Raw genomic sequence first — 15,906 nt, forward strand, 5'->3', positions numbered from 1 at the left:
GGCTCAAGGCTGTTTTCAGACGACCTTTTTCATGACTGCCCGCTGCACCCCGAATATCGATACCAACACCAACGCAAATCCCGCCAGCGACTTCGCATCCATCCCTTGCCCTAAAAACAGCCAGCCCAAGATAAATGCCGAGACAGGGCTGAGCAATCCCAGCGACGAAACCGCGGCAGGCGAGAGTTTTACGATGCCGTTGAAAAACAACACATAAGCAAATACCGCGCCAAACAGGCTCAAATACAGATAGCCGCCGATATTGGCGGGGCTTAAAGATTCGAGCCGCGGTTCGGCAAGCAGCGCGACGGGCAGTAAAAACAAGCCGCCGATGAAAAGCTGCCAGCCGGTAAACGCCAACACGGGCAGCGAAGTGCGGCGGTGTTTCGACAAATACACGCCCAACGCCATCGCCGCCGCGCCCGCCAATGCCGCCAAAATCCCCGTCCCGTCATAGCGCGCCTGCGGCGACAAAACCAAGAGCGCAATCCCCAAAACCCCTGCCGCCGACCAAGCCCAAGCCGCTTTCGGCGGCATGGTTTTGCCGATTAACCAAGTGAACACCAGCACCATCAGCGTCTGCGTCGAACTCAACACCGCTGCCAGTCCACCCGGCAAGCGATACGCCGCCACAAACAACATAGCTTGGAAAAAGCCGATGTTCAAAAAACCGAGCAAGACAACCGTCGCCCATTCATCGCGTTTGGGTATGCGCCGCGTCCACGCCAACAGCAAAAGCCCGGCGGGTAAAACACGGATAAGCGCGGCGGTAAACGGTCGATCCGGCGGCAGAAATTCGGTGGTCACGAGATAGGTACTGCCCCAAATCAATGGAGCGAGTGCGGTGGTCAGGATGGTGGCGGTACGGTTGGGCATTTTGATTCTCGTAGGAATGCAGCTTTTTCAGATTGACTATACAGTAGGTCGTCTGAAAAAAGGGAATGGAGTGTGATGGGGCAATATCAGCCTGCACTTTGGTTTTGAATGTGCAGACGCCCGCCTAAATCAGCAGACAATATCTGCCAAATCTTCTATCGCCATATCACATTGTCCCGTTTGTGCAGCAATAATCAAACCCTCACCTAATAAAAATACTTTGTCGGCGAGTTTCTGAGCATTATCTTTATCTGTGCCGTTTTCACTCAAACGGGTTCTTAAAAAATCACGGATTTGGGATTTATGGGCGGCAGATTTTTGGTGCGGGCTGCTGTTGGGGTCAGCATATTCTCCGCAGACATTGATGAACATGCAGCCGTAGAAATCGGGAGATTTTGTCCAATCTACGATAAAGTCAAGATAGGCGCGGGCGGTTTGCGCTTTGGGTTTTTCATCCAATGCCGCAGCAAGTTTGTCCATGAATTGTTTATGGCGGTAGTCCAAAACGGCATCTATCAAGCCGTCTTTGCTGCCGAAATGGGCATATAGTGTGCGTTTGGTTGTACCGGCGTTCTGCGCCAGCAATTCTACGCCTGATGCGTGAAACCCTTCCTTGTAAAACAGGTCGTGGGCAGTGCGGACGATGTTTTCTTTGATAGACATAAAAATCCTTGCATAAGGTATACCGACTGGTATAGTATTTAAAAATATACCGATTGGTGTATTTTAACTGATTTGGAGAATATTAAAATGTCAGAGAAAAAACTTTTTGCCGCCTATGAAAAATGTCCGCCCAGACTGCCTTATGGTGTTATCGCCGCCGCATGGCTGGGCGCGGCGTTGGCAACGGGTGCTTTTGCCGGAATAGGGAATGCGGCAAACCTGCCTTTGGTGTTGGGTTCGTTCGGCGCGAGCTGCTTATTGGTCTTCGCCTACCCACAAAGTCCTTTTGCACAGCCTAAAAACGTTATCGGAGGACATTTCGTCGCGACTTTAACGGGGTTGATATTTATGGCGGCATTCGGTGCAGGCTGGTGGGTAATGGCTTTGGCTGTCGGCACGGCGGTGGCATTGATGTTGCTACTTCGCGTACCGCACCCGCCGGCAGGCTCCAATCCTTTGATTGTGATGCTTGGTGGCGTGGGCTGGGATTTTTTGATTACGCCGACTTTGGCTGGGTCGTTGATTTTGGTGGCTGTGGCTTTGGTTTACAATAATTTGGGCAAAGGACGGCGGTATCCGACTTATTGGTTGTAATGTCTGGGTCGTCTGAAAACGCGACATTCCGTTTTCAGACGACCTCAGTTTATTCTGCAGACTTTTTCTTCTCCAGCCGCTTCAATTGCTTGGCGGCATATTTGTTGCCTGCCTCGGCGGCACGGCGGTAATAGCGGGCAGCCTTTTTCAGACGACCGGTATCTTCATAGAGGATACCGAGGTTGGATAATGCCATGATGCAGCCCGCTCGGGCGGCGAGTTTGTACCATTTTTTTGCCTGTTTTTTGCTGCGGCGCACGCCGTTGCCTTTGTAGTAGAGGAAGCCTATGTTGTTGCAGGCGGTTTCATCCGCTTGTAAGGCGGCGCGGGCGTACCATTTGTAGGCTTTGGTGTAGTTTCGGGGTAGACCGAGGCCTTCATCGTATAGGTAGCCGAGGGCGCGTTGGGCTTCGGCGCAACCCGCTTTGGCTGCTTTGCGATAAAGCAGGCAGGCTGTCTTAATGTCTTTTTTGCCGCCGAGTCCACGCTCGTTCAGCCAGCCAAGGCGGTAGGCTGCATAGGCTATATCGGGGTTTATGCTACCGTGTTGCTTAAAGGCGCGTGCATACCATTTGCGGGCGCAGCGGTAGTCGGGCTTTTCTGCAAATTCGTACAGGCGGCCGAGGGATTCCTGTGCTTTGGCGTGGCCGAGTTTGGCGGCGCAGCGGTAATATTTTTCGGCTTTGGTGAGGTTTGGTTTGGCGCCTTCGCCGTACTGGCGGGCATTGCCGAGACCGAACCAGCCGTCTGGGCAGCCTTTTTTGGCGAGTTTGCGGTAGGCGGCGTAGGCTTCGTCAGAACAGACATAACTGAGGCATTCGAGCAGGGCGGCGCGGTAGAAGGATTTAGGATTCATGTTTCTGCCTTTCTGTTGGTTTCAGACGACTTGAATGGCTTTTTTGGAATTTTTCCCGACAGCAGTTGGGCGTGCTGCGGTTGATGCGTATGGGCGGTTGGTAAGGTTTTAATTTTTGTGTTTTTTGATTTTCAGACGACCCCAAAGGTCGTCTGAAAGCTTGTCGGAACAGGTTTGAACGGACGATAAACCAAGCGTCGGTCTGGCAACATGGAACGATGGTTCGGGTGGGGGTGTCTGTATTTGCCAATTTATCTTATTTTCGTGTTTTTATAAACGGTTTAAATTGTGCGGTATGGATTTTTTGATGAGAACGAGATGGTATCTGATTCGGTGTCGGATTGAGGTCGTCTGAAAACGTAAAAAGCAGCCGGCGCTTTGATTTTTAAAGGTGCAGGCTGCTTTTTTGTTCCTATTACGTCATGACGGTATTGCAACACCTATTCATAAAAATGCACAGTTTGATTGTAACGTTTCAAACATTTCCCCTATAATCCGCCTGTTTTCAATTTTCACATGCAAAGAAAGGAGCAGCCATGACACGCAATACTTCAATCCGCTCAATCACATTCTTTGCAGCCCAAGCGTCGGTCTGATTTTCGGACAACGCGTTCCCGCATTTTCCCTATCGCCCGCTTCGGGCTGCTTTCCCATCAATCGGACAGAGGTCGTCTGAAAACGTCAGACGGCAGTCGGTATATTTTCAAACCGGACATTTTTTTTGTTTTGTCGGTTTGGGCTCGTTTTGCCATCTGTCCGTTTTAAAGAAAGCATACACATGGGCAATTATCAAAATCCCCATCATATTCACATCATCGCTGATTCGGAAACCTGGATTGAAGGCAACGCCGTCGCTCAACTCGAAACCACCGCCAAGCTGCCGCACATGCTGCGCGTAGCCGGTATGCCTGATTTGCATGCGGGGCGGGGTTATCCCGTCGGTGCAGCGTTTTTCAGCGAACACCATTTTTACCCCGCGCTCATCGGCAACGACATCGGCTGCGGCATGGCGTTTTGGCAAACCGGTTTGTCCGCCGCCAAGCTTAAACCCGCCAAACTTGCCAAGCAGCTTGGCAACATCGATACGCCTTTGAGCCAAGACGAACAAGAAGCCTTACTCGGAGAATCTGCATCCGATTTTCCGTTTTCAGACGACCTCGCAGTCGGCACTATCGGCGGCGGCAATCACTTTGCCGAGTTGCAAACCGTTGAAACTGTTTACCGCGACGATTTGCTTCCCGCTGTCTTTGATTCAAACCGTTTACAGTTGTTGGTACACAGCGGTTCGCGCGGACTGGGTCAGCAGATTTTGCAACGCCACATCGAAGCCTACGGCCATCGAGGTTTGGCAGAAGGCAGCGAGGCTGCGGCGGACTATCTTGCCGAACATCAGGCAGCCCTTGAGTTCGCCCGTTTAAACCGCCGTCTGATTGCCGCCAGAATGCTCGACCGCTGGCGTACAGAAGGCGAATGCCTGCTCGACGTGCATCACAATTTCCTTGAACAAACTGAAATCGCGGGGCAAACCGGTTGGCTGCACCGAAAAGGCGCAACGCCCGCCGATAAAGGTCTGGTCATGATACCCGGCTCGCGCGGCGATTACAGCTATCTGGTTCTGCCGACCCAAGATTGTCAGATTTCGCTGAACACATTGGCACACGGCGCAGGACGGAAATGGCAGCGCGGCGAATGCAAAGGCCGCCTGTCGCACAAATATTCCGCCGACAGCCTGCGCCAAACCGCATTCGGCAGCGTAGTCGTTTGTCAGGATAAAGCTTTGATTTTTGAAGAAGCTCCGCAGGCTTATAAAAACATAGACAGCGTCATTTCAGCCATGAAAAACGCAGGTCTGATTGAATTGGTCGCCCGCTTCAAACCTGTTTTGACTTACAAAACCAGCGGCGGATGCGGAGAATAAATATGAAGCAAAATTTACAAACGGTTTATCTGCAAATTTCTACCGCCCAAGGGCCTGCCGAATGCCGCATCTTTGCCCGTTTCGTATTGGGCAGGCTGCTTGCCGAGGCGCAAGCGGAAGGTGTCGGGGTGGAAATCATCTCCGAAACCGCCGATAAACACGGCATTATGTCGGCGGTGCTTAAATTGGACGGCAAACATGTCGAAATTTTGGCACAGCGTTGGCAAGGTTCGCTCCAATGGATATGCGCCAGCCCCGTCCGTCCGAAACATCCGCGTAAAAACTGGTATATCGGCGTTTTCCGTATGCCCGATATGCCTGAAATGCCGTCTGAAAGCGAAATTGAGTTTCAAACTTGCCGTTCGGGCGGTAAAGGCGGGCAGCACGTCAATAAAACTGAAAGTGCCGTCCGTGCCACTCATAAAGCAAGCGGTATTTCCGTGCGGGTCGAAAGCGAACGCAGTCAGCATGCCAACAAAAAATTGGCTTTGACCCTGCTGGCGCAAAAGTTGGCGGAACATCATGCCGGACAGGCTGACGATTACGCCCGCGCACAGCACAGCCGGCTTTATCAGGTGGAACGCGGCAATCCGAAACGGACGTTCGTCGGAACGGAGTTTAAGGAGAAGCCGGATGCTAAATCTTGAGCTGAGGCTGCCGCTTTGGCAACGTCGTCATCCCCCGTGTTTTTAATATACGGGAAAAGGTCGTCTGAAAACCTGAATTTGGGTTTGAACTGCACCCCAAAAGTTGGACATCCCCTCCAACTCACAAGGTGCAGTTTTTTTATGAGCAAATATACATTACACTTCAAATACCAAGCCGTACTCCACTACCTGCATATACGCAGCCAACAACGTACCGCAGACCACTACGGCATTTCCCGAACCCACCTGAGACGATGGATACGCGCCTATCAAGAAGGCGGTATCGGCGCACTCGAACATCCCCAATCCAAAACCATGCCCCAACACCGCAAAAACCCCTTCATCGCCGACAAACCCGACCAAGAAAAAACGCAGGCAGAGCTTATCGAAGAGTTGTGCTATATGCGCGCAGAGGTCGCCTACCTAAAGGAGTTAAAAGCCCTCAGCCAAAAACAGACCGAAAAGGACAAAGCCAAACCGTCCAAACACTGAGGGCGCAACACCCGCTCAAATACCTGCTGCACATCGCAAACCTGCCCAAAAGCAGCTTTTACTACCACCACCAAGACCAGCCCGACACCGACGCAGCCGACAAAGCCCTCCTTGTCGAAACCTACCGGCGGCATAAAGGACGCTACGGACAAAGGCGCATTGCCGCAGCATTGGGTTGGAACCGCAAAAAAGCGGCGCGGTTGATGAGGCAGCTAGGGCTGAAAGCCCTCATACGGGCGAAAAAAGCCTACCGCCATCCCGCCATGGGCGAAATATCGGAACACCTCCTCAAACGCCTATTCAAAGCTGAAAAGCCTAACGAAAAATGGCTGACCGACGTGACCGAACTCAAAGGAAAGGACGGCAAACTGTACCTCTCGCCGATATTGGACTTGTTCAACCGAGAAATCGTCGCCTACGCCATGAGCCGCAGAGCCGACAGCGAAATGGTGAAGGAAATGCTCGAAAAAGCCGCCCCCCGTCTGACTGATAAAGGAACGATGCTTCATTCGGACCAAGGTGTGCTGTACCGTACGGCGGGGTATAGGGAATTGCTTGCGGAGCATTCCATGGTTCAAAGCATGTCGCGAAAGGCGAACTGTTGGGACAATGCGCCGATGGAAAGCTTCTTTGCGGTGTTAAAGACGGAGTGTTTCTATAACGCAGGTGAATTGACGGTAGATGAATTGATGAAGCAGATAGATGACTATATGGATTACTACAACCGGGAGCGTTGCAGTTTGAAATTGAAAAAGCTGAGTCCTGTCGCATACAGAACCCAGCTTGCACAGAGCGCCTGAATAGGCTTTTATGAGTGTCCAAGATTTGGGGGCCAGTTCAGTTTTCAGACGACCTTTTGTCTGGCTATCAACGTCCGGTCAATAAGAATCTGGAATGTGTTTGAAATACAGCATGACCAGATACCAAAACAGCGTTGCTGCGGCAGCACCGAGCAGCACCCATGCACTGATTTTGGCGACATCGCGCAGGGCGCGTTTTTGCTTGCGGCTGAAGAGGCGGTTGATGATCAGCGCGGCAAGTGCGAAAAAGAAAAAAATACGGAAAAGTCTGCCTATCATATCGGGAAGCGGGGGAGGTCGTCTGAAAAAGTATGGTTCGGGCGCGGCGGCATGGAGACGGATGTTTCAGCGCGTCGGGCTGCTTGTCCGACCGTGTCAAAAAGTCATGCCGTTTGCTATATAATAACGCTTTTCGCCGCATTTGTTGGAACAGGATATGAGTCAAAGTGCCTCAGTGGGCATTGTAACGCCCCAAAAAATTCCGTTTGAGATGCCGCTGGTTTTGGAAAACGGTAAAACTTTGCCGCGTTTCGATCTGATGATTGAAACCTACGGCGAGCTGAATGCCGAAAAAAACAATGCGGTTTTAATCTGCCATGCGCTGTCGGGCAACCATCATGTTGCGGGCAGGCATTCGGCAGAGGATAAATATGCGGGCTGGTGGGACAATATGGTCGGTCCCGGCAAACCGATTGATACGGAACGTTTTTTCGTGGTCGGTTTGAACAATCTGGGCGGCTGCGACGGCAGCAGCGGGCCTTTGTCGATCAATCCTGAAACGGGCAGGGAATACGGCGCGGATTTTCCGGTGGTTACGGTGAAGGACTGGGTAAAATCCCAAGCCGCGCTTGCCGACTATCTCGGCATCGTACAATGGGCGGCGATTGTCGGCGGCAGCTTGGGCGGTATGCAGGCTTTGCAGTGGACGATTTCCTATCCCGAGCGCGTGCGCCATGCCTTGGTGATTGCATCTGCGCCGAAACTGTCCACGCAAAATATCGCGTTCAACGATGTAGCACGTCAGGCGATTTTGACCGACCCCGATTTTAACGAAGGACATTACCGCAGCCACAATACCGTTCCCGCACGGGGCTTACGGATTGCCCGTATGATGGGGCACATCACTTATCTTGCCGAAGACGGTTTGGGCAAAAAATTCGGACGCGATTTGCGCTCCAACGGTTATCAATACGGCTACGGCGTTGAATTTGAGGTGGAATCCTATCTGCGCTATCAGGGCGACAAATTCGTCGGGCGGTTCGACGCCAACACTTATCTGCTGATGACCAAGGCACTGGACTATTTCGATCCAGCGGCAGATTTCGGCGACAGCCTGACCCGCGCCCTGCAAAATGTAAAAGCGAAATTTTTTGTCGCCAGCTTCAGCACCGACTGGCGTTTCTCGCCCGCGCGTTCCAAAGAGCTGGTCAAAGCGCTGATTGCCGCGCACAAGCCGGTGCAGTATATCGAAGTCAAATCCAATCACGGCCATGACGCCTTTTTAATGGAAGACGAGGCCTATATGCGCGCCGTAGCGGTTTATATGAACAATGTTGACAAGGATTGCCGATCATGAATTTGCGCGACGATTTGCAGTTGATTTACGACTGGATTCCAGAAGGCAGCCGCGTCTTGGACTTGGGCTGCGGCGACGGCGAATTGCTGGCGGCTTTGGTGGAGCACAAAAAATGCAGCGGCTACGGCATCGAAATCGACACCGACAGCGTCATCGCCGCCATGTCGCGCGGCGTGAACGTCATCCAAGCCGATTTGGAGCAGGGTTTGGCAGAATTTGGCGATCAGACATTTGACGTTATCGTCTTGAGCCAAACCATCCAAGCCATGCAGAATACCGAGAAAATCCTGCGCTGCCTCATGCGCGTGGCGAAACAGGCGATTGTCAGCTTCCCGAATTTCGGCTACTGGCGCAACCGCTTCCAAATCGCTATCGGCGGGCATATGCCGGTTTCCGAGCGCATGCCCTACCATTGGTACGACACGCCGAATATCCATTGGTGTACGCTCAAAGACTTTGATTTATTGTGCGCCAAAAACAAAATCCGCGTCCTCGAGCGCGCGGTCATGACGGGCAACAAACAGGTCAAACATTTCCCCAACCTGTTGGGCAGCTTGGCGTTTTACCGCGTCGGGTAAGATGGGTTGAGCACCTTGTTGGCAATAACAAGGTTCTTGAGTTGTACTAACAGGAGGTCGTCTGAAAAATGAAGTGGCAGATTTTCAGACGACCTCTTTATGTTGAAAATAAAATAATGAAAAATGAAACGTCATCACTTCTCTTATGGCTTACTGCAATCATGCTGACTGCGTGTTCTCCAAGCAAAGAAGATAAAACAAAAGAAGTCGGCGCATCCGCTGCTTCGTCCTCCACGTCATCTGCTTCTTCCCAATCCGATTTGAATCCAATCGCGTCCAACTCTAATAGCGTCAAGCAAGTAGAAGGCGCACCTTCTTCAAATTGCACCAACCTGCATCAGATTGGCGGCATTGATGATTTTGTCCGTCAGGTTGCCGAAAATATCGATTCCAGTTGTTTGTTTGAACGCAGCCCTAAAGAATTGGCGGCGATTTGGGGCATTCCCGGCGGAGACGATCCGCTGGAGCAGGCACTGTTCCCTGATATTGATCCGAATGATCCTAAAAACGTTGATAAAGTGATAGAGGCTATTGATCAGATGGGAAAAGGGGAGCGGAGCCATAATCAGCAGGCGGTTGAACCGGTGGTACAAGAAATGAAAGCACTCAGGCGTCGGGATACTTTGGTTTTATCAACAGGCAAACAGACAAGCCAAGGTTCGGATCAGCCGCTGAGGGTAACGCACAATTTCGACATAGAAGGAACGCCGGAATATCTCAAGAAACATGGCGGCGGGTTTGGCGGCAGTTTTCAAAACATCAGCCAGCTGCCCGAATATTTGAAATCGCGCGGGAAGATTTTTGAGGCGCAACGGGTATTCCGCCTTTTCAACCGCGACCGCAGCCCTGATAAGCCTTATCTGGAAATTGTGTTTGACGAAAGTGGAAAAATTGTTTCGATTACTGTATATGAAAATGTTTCCAATCCGGCAAGCGGAATTCATTTGATGTAATGGGTTTGGAGCACAAACGGAGAAGGGGAAAATCTGGGCTTATTGAGCGTTCGTTGTGAATTTGATGCGATAAGCAGTTTGAATCGAAAAGGTCGTCTGAAACCTGAATCGGGTTTCAGACGACCTTTTGTTGATGTGTTCGAGCTTAACCAAATGCTTAACGGCTGTCTTTCCATTGGTAATATTTCGAGCCGAGGAAGGAGCCGAGTTTGCGCAGGAAAGGTTGGGTAATGATGCTGGGGTGTTTGAGTTTTTCAAATGGTTTCAGACGACCATCGTCGCCCATGATGGCTTCGGCGATGGCAAGGCCTGCTATGCCGGTAATTGCCATGCCGTGTCCCGAGTAGCCTTGGGCATAGTAAACATTGGGCGCGAGTCTGCCGAAGTGGGGGGCGAGGTTGGCGGTGATGTCGCATTCGCCGCCCCATGAATGTTCGATTTTGACATCGGCAAGCTGAGGGAAGACTTTGAGCATGTCTTGGCGGACAAGCTCGGTCATGCGGTCGGGATCGTCGATGAACTCGTTGTCTTTGCCGCCGAAGAGCAGGCGGCCGTCGGCACTGAGGCGGTAGTAGTCGAGGACGTGTCGGTTGTCGCAGACAGCCATGTTGTTGCGGATGAGTTCTTTGGCGCGTTCGCCCAGCGGTTCGGTGGCGATGATGAAGGTGCTGACGGCGATGGCTTTTTTTTCCAACGACTTGAATTTTTGATGCAAACCGGCGTAGGTGTTGACGGCATACACGAGGTTTTGGCATTCGATGCTGCCGTCCGGGGTATGGACGAGCCAGCCGCCTTGATAGGGTTCGATACGGGTCATCGGGGACTGTTCGAAAATCTGCGCGCCTGCTTCGGCAGCGGCGCGGGCGATGCCCAGGGTGTAGTTGAGCGGATGGAGGTGGCCGGAATGAGGATCGAACTGTGCGCCCAAGTACATATCGCTAGCAAGTTGTTGCTTGAGCGTGGCTTTATCCCAGAGTTGGTAATGGGTAGCGCCGTAATGTTGTCGGGCGTGTTCATGCCATTGTTGCAATTCTTCCCAATGCTGCGGGCGGATGGCGACGGTGGCGTAGCCGCGCTGCCAGTTGCAAGCGATTTGGTGTTTTTTAACCCGTTCGTCAACGAGTTCGACGGCTTGCAGGGATTGCTGCCAAAACCAGCGGGCTTGTTCCAGGCCGACTTGCTTTTCGATTTCTTCCATACCGCAGGCGTAATCGCTGATGACTTGCCCGCCGCTGCGCCCTGATGCGCCGAAGCCGATACGGGCGGCTTCGAGTACGGTAACTTCGCGTCCGTTTTCGGCAAGGGGAAGGGCTGTGCAAAGTCCTGTCAATCCTCCGCCGATGACGCAGGTCTCGGTTTTCAGACGACCTTCAAGCTTGGGATAAGCGGCGTGGGGATTGATGGTGCTGAAATAATAGGAGGGAAGGTATTCTTTGAAATTGGGATGAATCATAGGGTAATGCTTCGCTCGTTTTCAGACGACCTTTGAGGGAAGTTGAGGGTCGTCTGAAAAGTGGGTTAAACGGGTTGTGTGAAGAAAACAGGCTGACCTTGCATTGATGCGGTCAGCCTGTCTGATTGGGTCAATTTGTTTTTTCTGCGGCGAGCTTTTCCTGACGGTAGGCTTCGGCGGCTTCCCGATCGCGTTTGGTTGCTTGGCGCATCATCCAGTAATTGATGACGATGACCAGCGTACCGATAATGCCGATCAGGATGGTTGCCAACACATTCATCTGCGGGTCGAGACCCAGCTTGATTTTGGAGAAAATCACCTGCGGCAATGTGGAAGAACCTGGGCCGGACAGGAAGGAGGTAATCACCAAATCATCCAGCGACAGGGTAATGCCGAGCAGGAAGCCTGAAGCGATGGCAGGGGCAATCAAGGGCAGGGTGATGACGAAAAAGATTTTCAGCGGACGCGCACCCAAGTCCATGGCGGCTTCTTCGAGCGATTGGTCGAGCTCCACCAGACGCGAACGGATAACGACGGTAATGTATGCCATACAAAGCGTCGTATGTCCGAGGAAAATGGTGAAGAAACCGCGGTCGAAGTAAAGCCTTTGGAGCAATTCGCCGCTGCCTTGCAGGAACATTTGCACCTGAATAATCAGGAGCAGCATGGACAAACCGGTAATCACGTCAGGCATAACCATAGGCGCGGAAATCATACCGGCAAACAAGGTGCTGCCGCGGAAGCGTTTGATGCGCGCCATCGCGTAGCCTGCCAGCGTGCCCAAAACGACGGCTGCAAGCGAGGATGCGGCGGCAATGCGCAGCGACAGCCAAGCGGCTTCCAAGATGGTGTCGTTTTCCAGCAATGCGCTGTACCACTTGGTTGAAAAGCCGCCCCAAACGGTAACCAGCTTGGATTCGTTGAACGAATAGATGACCAAAACGACCAGCGGAATATACAGAAACACCAGCGACAGCATCAGCATCAGTTTCAGGAACCAGGATAATCGGGATTTCTGCATTATTTGGATCCTTCTTCTAATTCGCGGTTTTCATAATGCTGGAACAGTGCAATCGGCACGACCAGCAGTGCGACCATGACGACGGCGACGGCGGAAGCCAGCGGCCAGTTGTTTTGATCGAAGAACGCCTGCCACAAAACCTTACCGATCATCAGGTTTTCCGAACCGCCAACCAGCTCGGGAATCACAAATTCACCGACTGCGGGTACGAAAACCAGCATGGAGCCTGCGATGATGCCTGTTTTGGACAGAGGCAGGGTAATGGTGAAGAACGATTTAATCGGCCCTGCGCCCAAATCAGAAGCGGCTTCAAGCAGGCGGTTGTCGAGTTTCACCAGTTGCGTGTAAAGCGGCAGGATCATAAACGGCAGATAGGCATAGACCATGACCAAGTTCAGCGAGAACGCGTTGTAGAACAGGTCTAAAGGCTCTTCGATAATCTGCATTTTAAGCAGGAAATTGTTGATGATGCCGTTGTGTCCCAGCAGGCCCATCCATGCGTAGACGCGCAACAGGAAGGAAGTCCAGAAAGGCAGCATGATGGCAAGCAGCAGACCGTTGCGCATGGCGGGGTTGGCGCGCGAAATCGCATAGGCGGTCGGATAACCAATCAGCAGACAAATGATGGTCGTCGTCAGCGCAGTCTTAATCGAAGACCAGTAGGTCATCAGATAGATATTGCTGTTTTCGCTGTCGCCAAATGGATTCAGGGTATTCCAAAAATTTTGGAAGATATCGGCATAGTTTTGATAACTGATGGCGATGTTCAGACGACCTAAATCTTCATCGACGCTGGTCAGCGGCGTAAACGGCGGAATGGCGATTTCTTGTTCGGCAAAGCTGATTTTCAGCACGATGGCGAACGGAATCAGAAACAGCACCAAAAGCCAAATATACGGCACGGCAATGACCGCGCGCTGACCCGGGCGGCGGAACAGTTTGTTTTTCAGTTTTTTAAGGTTCATCTCATTCCCCTTAAATCAACGGAACAACGGAGTCGGTTGGTTTTCCGGCCAGCTGATATAGACGGTTTCGTCCCAAGTCGGCGGCGTGATGTTGCGCACGTACCAATAAGGTGCGGGAACTTGGCTTTTGACGACGCGGCCGTTGGCGAGTTTGATGTGGTAGATGGCGAAGCTGCCCAAGTAGGCGATTTCTTCCACAGTGCCTTTTGCCCAGTTGAAGCTGCCCAAGTGGTCGGGTTTTTCTTTGTATAAATCAATGTCTTCGGGACGGATGCTGACCCAAATGTCTTGTTCGCTCGGGCCGCCCAGACCGTGGTCGATGCGGACGTGGTTTTCCAAGCCTTCGCATTCGATGACTGCATAATCGGCATGGTCGTCAATCACGACGCCGCCGAAAATATTGGTCTCGCCGATGAATTCGGCGGTAAAGCGGCTGTTGGGGTAGTCGTACACATCGCTGGGCGTACCGACCTGTTGCAACTGACCGTCAGACATGATGGCGATGCGGGTCGCCATCGTCATCGCCTCTTCTTGGTCGTGCGTGACCATGATGCAGGTTACGCCGACTTGTTCCAGCGTATTGACCAATTCGAGCTGGGTTTGTTGGCGCAGTTTTTTGTCCAACGCGCCGAGAGGTTCGTCAAGCAGCAGGATTTTCGGACGCTTTGCCAAGCTGCGTGCCAAAGCAATACGTTGTTGCTGACCGCCGGATAATTGATGCGGTTTGCGCTTGGCGTATTTGGTCATCTGCACCAAACGCAGCATTTCTTCTACGCGTGCGGCGATTTCATCTTTGGGCATTTTGTCTTGTTTCAGACCGAAGGCAATGTTCTGCTCCACCGTCATGTGCGGGAACAGGGCATAGCTTTGAAACATCATATTGATGGGGCGCTCGTAGGGGGCAAGTTTGGTAATGTCCTGACCGTCCAGAATGATTTTGCCCTGATTAGGGCTTTCCATGCCCGCCAGCATACGCAGCAGCGTAGATTTGCCGCTGCCGGAGCTGCCCAAAAGGGCAAAGATTTCATGTTGATAAATATCCAAGTCGATGTTATCGACAGCGTAATTGTCACCAAACTTTTTCACCAAGCCTTGGATTTTAAGATAAGGTTTGGCTGAAGACGCAGTGGTTGCGGTCATAATGGCAATACTCCAATAAAAATGACGAGTACCGGCAAAACGGATTTTCGAAAGGGTGATAAAAAGCTGTTTGATTGCTGGCGGGAGTCGCAACGTCGAAACGTCGTCTGAAACTCTTGTGAAGCGCACGGGCAGCATGGATGGGAAACGGGTGGAAATCCAAGGATAAACCGCCTCCGCCGAACTCGCTATTATATTAGCCTATGGCACGCAGGGGCAATACGAAATTGCCCGAAGGGGCTGATTTCCCGCGGATTTGATTTAAACGGGACATTTTGAAACCTGTCAGATTGAATCTGCGGTCAATCCATACGGGTGAATAAGGAAAGGCAATCGCTTTCACAAGCGAAGTTGAGCGCGTTGTTTTTATGCAATTAATTTATATGAATATTATGCCTATATTTTAAATATTCATTCAAAATATAATAAAATATGAAATATTTACATTAATTGCTTGATAAGCATTTCGTTGTAAAAAGTGTAATAACAAGCAGATTTTCAAATAGATTTTTTTCGTGAATGTTCACGCAAGGGGTAAAGCATGAGTATCAAGCAGTGGCCTGAAGGCGAGCGGCCGCGCGAGAAATTGTTGGCGCATGGCGCAGGCGCGTTGAGCGATGCTGAGTTGCTGGCGATTTTGCTGCGGGTAGGTACGCGCGGGATGAGCGCGGTGGATTTGGCGCGTTATCTGCTGAACGAGTTTGGCAGCTTGGGCAAGCTGATGAGCGCCGACGCGAAAACGCTTTCCGCATACAAGGGCATGGGTTTGGCGAGTTTTACCCAGTTTGCTGTCGTCAAAGAAATCGGCAGGCGGATTTTGGGCGAGGATTTACAGGAGAACATCACGCTTTCCAGTCCGAAAGCCGTTGCCGATTATCTGCGCCTGCATTTAGGGCATGAAAAAATAGAAGTCAGCACCGCGCTTTTGCTCAACCGCCAAAACAGGCTGATTGCCATGCGCGAACTCTCGCGCGGAACGGTGGCAGAAAATACCGTCTATATCAGGGAAATCGTCAAGCTCGCATTGGACGAATACGCCGACAGCCTGATTATCGCGCATAATCATCCCGGCGGTTCGGCTACGCCTTCGCAATCCGACATTGCATTCACAGGTCGTCTGAAACAGGCTTTGGCATTGGTTGATGTCTCGCTTTTGGATCATTTCATTGTTACGGCGAAAGAAGTCTGCTCGATGCGGGAGCGGGGGTATATGGAAGGGTAAAAAGGCGTTTTGTCGGAGTCTGATAACGGTTTGTCTTGTTTTGATATTGTGCGAACAGATTGTTTAGATAGTATTTAGGTCGCCCCAAAGGTCGTCTGAAAATGTTTTCAGACGACCTTTTTGCTAATTTGAAAGTCTTTATTTCTTATGTC

The 15,906-nt window shown here is 51.6% G+C and carries 17 protein-coding genes; 9 read left to right on the forward strand and 8 right to left on the reverse strand.

The features are described 5' to 3' along the window. Positions 1-15: 15 nt before the first annotated feature. Together MON40_RS06985 and MON40_RS06990 are read right to left on the reverse strand one after the other, a co-directional pair. A complete protein-coding gene (locus tag MON40_RS06985; protein WP_003778712.1) occupies positions 16-876 on the reverse strand; it encodes an EamA family transporter in 861 nt (286 codons plus the stop codon). 129 nt (positions 877-1,005) lie between these two features. Then, on the reverse strand, positions 1,006-1,539 hold the full coding sequence (locus MON40_RS06990; RefSeq protein ID WP_003778714.1) for a TetR/AcrR family transcriptional regulator: 534 nt from the start codon (positions 1,537-1,539) through the stop codon (positions 1,006-1,008). Between the two features lie 87 nt (positions 1,540-1,626). Between MON40_RS06990 and MON40_RS06995 the strand changes: the two genes are divergently transcribed. Continuing rightward, positions 1,627-2,133, forward strand: coding sequence for an HPP family protein (locus MON40_RS06995; protein WP_003778716.1), 507 nt, complete (start codon positions 1,627-1,629; stop codon positions 2,131-2,133). Between the two features lie 49 nt (positions 2,134-2,182). Here the strand turns inward: MON40_RS06995 and MON40_RS07000 are convergent, their stop codons facing one another. Beyond that, positions 2,183-2,989, reverse strand: coding sequence for a tetratricopeptide repeat protein (locus tag MON40_RS07000; protein WP_003778718.1), 807 nt, complete (start codon positions 2,987-2,989; stop codon positions 2,183-2,185). A gap of 778 nt (positions 2,990-3,767) precedes the next feature. On the opposite strand from MON40_RS07000, the gene MON40_RS07005 reads away from it, so the two are divergent. The 4 genes from MON40_RS07005 to MON40_RS07020 all read left to right on the forward strand — a co-directional run bounded on the left by MON40_RS07005 (position 3,768) and on the right by MON40_RS07020 (position 6,846). After that, positions 3,768-4,907 carry an RNA ligase RtcB family protein gene (locus MON40_RS07005; RefSeq protein ID WP_039863066.1) on the forward strand — a complete coding sequence of 380 codons (1,140 nt, stop codon included), beginning with the start codon at positions 3,768-3,770 and terminating at the stop codon, positions 4,905-4,907. A 2-nt stretch (positions 4,908-4,909) separates the two neighbouring features. Next, on the forward strand, positions 4,910-5,554 hold the full coding sequence (gene prfH, locus MON40_RS07010) for a peptide chain release factor H (protein WP_039863067.1): 645 nt from the start codon (positions 4,910-4,912) through the stop codon (positions 5,552-5,554). Between the two features lie 141 nt (positions 5,555-5,695). Continuing rightward, complete coding sequence (locus MON40_RS07015) at positions 5,696-6,046, forward strand: helix-turn-helix domain-containing protein (protein WP_003756443.1); 351 nt, start codon at positions 5,696-5,698, stop codon at positions 6,044-6,046. Continuing rightward, the gene (locus tag MON40_RS07020) at positions 5,950-6,846 is read left to right on the forward strand and encodes an IS3 family transposase (protein ID WP_242925829.1); all 897 of its coding nucleotides are present in this window, start codon (positions 5,950-5,952) and stop codon (positions 6,844-6,846) included. The genes MON40_RS07015 and MON40_RS07020 overlap by 97 nt, the downstream gene beginning before the upstream one ends. Before the next feature lie 78 nt (positions 6,847-6,924). Here MON40_RS07020 and MON40_RS07025 read toward each other — a convergent pair whose 3' ends face one another. Further along, complete coding sequence (locus tag MON40_RS07025; RefSeq protein WP_003675061.1) at positions 6,925-7,125, reverse strand: protein MIGRI; 201 nt, start codon at positions 7,123-7,125, stop codon at positions 6,925-6,927. Between the two features lie 157 nt (positions 7,126-7,282). Here MON40_RS07025 and metX point away from each other — a divergent pair, with 157 nt between their 5' ends. The 3 genes from metX to MON40_RS07040 all read left to right on the forward strand — a co-directional run bounded on the left by metX (position 7,283) and on the right by MON40_RS07040 (position 9,953). Next, the gene (metX, locus tag MON40_RS07030; protein ID WP_003778727.1) at positions 7,283-8,422 is read left to right on the forward strand and encodes a homoserine O-succinyltransferase MetX; all 1,140 of its coding nucleotides are present in this window, start codon (positions 7,283-7,285) and stop codon (positions 8,420-8,422) included. Beyond that, positions 8,419-9,000, forward strand: coding sequence for a methionine biosynthesis protein MetW (gene metW, locus MON40_RS07035; protein WP_003743445.1), 582 nt, complete (start codon positions 8,419-8,421; stop codon positions 8,998-9,000). Before metX ends, metW begins: the two co-directional genes overlap by 4 nt. Before the next feature lie 116 nt (positions 9,001-9,116). Beyond that, a complete protein-coding gene (locus tag MON40_RS07040) occupies positions 9,117-9,953 on the forward strand; it encodes an NMB0938 family lipoprotein (protein ID WP_360720979.1) in 837 nt (278 codons plus the stop codon). 157 nt (positions 9,954-10,110) lie between these two features. On the opposite strand, the gene MON40_RS07045 is transcribed toward MON40_RS07040, so the two are convergent. From MON40_RS07045 to MON40_RS07060, 4 genes are all read right to left on the reverse strand, one after another. Continuing rightward, entirely contained in the window at positions 10,111-11,406 is a 1,296-nt protein-coding gene (locus tag MON40_RS07045) for an NAD(P)/FAD-dependent oxidoreductase (protein WP_242925830.1), read from the reverse strand. Positions 11,407-11,536: 130 nt separating this feature from the next. After that, a complete protein-coding gene (locus tag MON40_RS07050) occupies positions 11,537-12,427 on the reverse strand; it encodes an ABC transporter permease subunit (protein ID WP_003778738.1) in 891 nt (296 codons plus the stop codon). Continuing rightward, positions 12,427-13,392: an ABC transporter permease subunit gene (locus MON40_RS07055; RefSeq protein ID WP_003766008.1), complete on the reverse strand. Its 966-nt coding sequence runs from the start codon at positions 13,390-13,392 to the stop codon at positions 12,427-12,429. Before MON40_RS07055 ends, MON40_RS07050 begins: the two co-directional genes overlap by 1 nt. A gap of 15 nt (positions 13,393-13,407) precedes the next feature. Next, the gene (locus tag MON40_RS07060) at positions 13,408-14,532 is read right to left on the reverse strand and encodes an ABC transporter ATP-binding protein (protein ID WP_009312960.1); all 1,125 of its coding nucleotides are present in this window, start codon (positions 14,530-14,532) and stop codon (positions 13,408-13,410) included. 541 nt (positions 14,533-15,073) lie between these two features. On the opposite strand from MON40_RS07060, the gene radC reads away from it, so the two are divergent. Then, positions 15,074-15,754 (forward strand): RadC family protein, encoded by a 681-nt coding sequence (gene radC / locus MON40_RS07065; protein ID WP_003778741.1) that lies wholly within the window; start codon positions 15,074-15,076, stop codon positions 15,752-15,754. Positions 15,755-15,906: the final 152 nt, after the last annotated feature.

The organism is Neisseria macacae ATCC 33926, from assembly GCF_022749495.1.
Lineage (GTDB): Bacteria > Pseudomonadota > Gammaproteobacteria > Burkholderiales > Neisseriaceae > Neisseria > Neisseria macacae.

Bases quoted from the DNA above. Each gene is read 5' to 3' on its own strand.
- MON40_RS06985 (WP_003778712.1), bottom strand. From the start codon at position 876: ATGCCCAACCGTACCGCCACCATCCTGACCACCGCACTCGCTCCATTG.
- MON40_RS06990 (WP_003778714.1), bottom strand. From the start codon at position 1,539: ATGTCTATCAAAGAAAACATCGTCCGCACTGCCCACGACCTGTTTTAC.
- MON40_RS06995 (WP_003778716.1), top strand. From the start codon at position 1,627: ATGTCAGAGAAAAAACTTTTTGCCGCCTATGAAAAATGTCCGCCCAGA.
- MON40_RS07000 (WP_003778718.1), bottom strand. From the start codon at position 2,989: ATGAATCCTAAATCCTTCTACCGCGCCGCCCTGCTCGAATGCCTCAGT.
- MON40_RS07005 (WP_039863066.1), top strand. From the start codon at position 3,768: ATGGGCAATTATCAAAATCCCCATCATATTCACATCATCGCTGATTCG.
- prfH (WP_039863067.1), top strand. From the start codon at position 4,910: ATGAAGCAAAATTTACAAACGGTTTATCTGCAAATTTCTACCGCCCAA.
- MON40_RS07015 (WP_003756443.1), top strand. From the start codon at position 5,696: ATGAGCAAATATACATTACACTTCAAATACCAAGCCGTACTCCACTAC.
- MON40_RS07025 (WP_003675061.1), bottom strand. From the start codon at position 7,125: ATGATAGGCAGACTTTTCCGTATTTTTTTCTTTTTCGCACTTGCCGCG.
- metX (WP_003778727.1), top strand. From the start codon at position 7,283: ATGAGTCAAAGTGCCTCAGTGGGCATTGTAACGCCCCAAAAAATTCCG.
- metW (WP_003743445.1), top strand. From the start codon at position 8,419: ATGAATTTGCGCGACGATTTGCAGTTGATTTACGACTGGATTCCAGAA.
- MON40_RS07040 (WP_360720979.1), top strand. From the start codon at position 9,117: ATGAAAAATGAAACGTCATCACTTCTCTTATGGCTTACTGCAATCATG.
- MON40_RS07045 (WP_242925830.1), bottom strand. From the start codon at position 11,406: ATGATTCATCCCAATTTCAAAGAATACCTTCCCTCCTATTATTTCAGC.
- MON40_RS07050 (WP_003778738.1), bottom strand. From the start codon at position 12,427: ATGCAGAAATCCCGATTATCCTGGTTCCTGAAACTGATGCTGATGCTG.
- MON40_RS07055 (WP_003766008.1), bottom strand. From the start codon at position 13,392: ATGAACCTTAAAAAACTGAAAAACAAACTGTTCCGCCGCCCGGGTCAG.
- MON40_RS07060 (WP_009312960.1), bottom strand. From the start codon at position 14,532: ATGACCGCAACCACTGCGTCTTCAGCCAAACCTTATCTTAAAATCCAA.
- radC (WP_003778741.1), top strand. From the start codon at position 15,074: ATGAGTATCAAGCAGTGGCCTGAAGGCGAGCGGCCGCGCGAGAAATTG.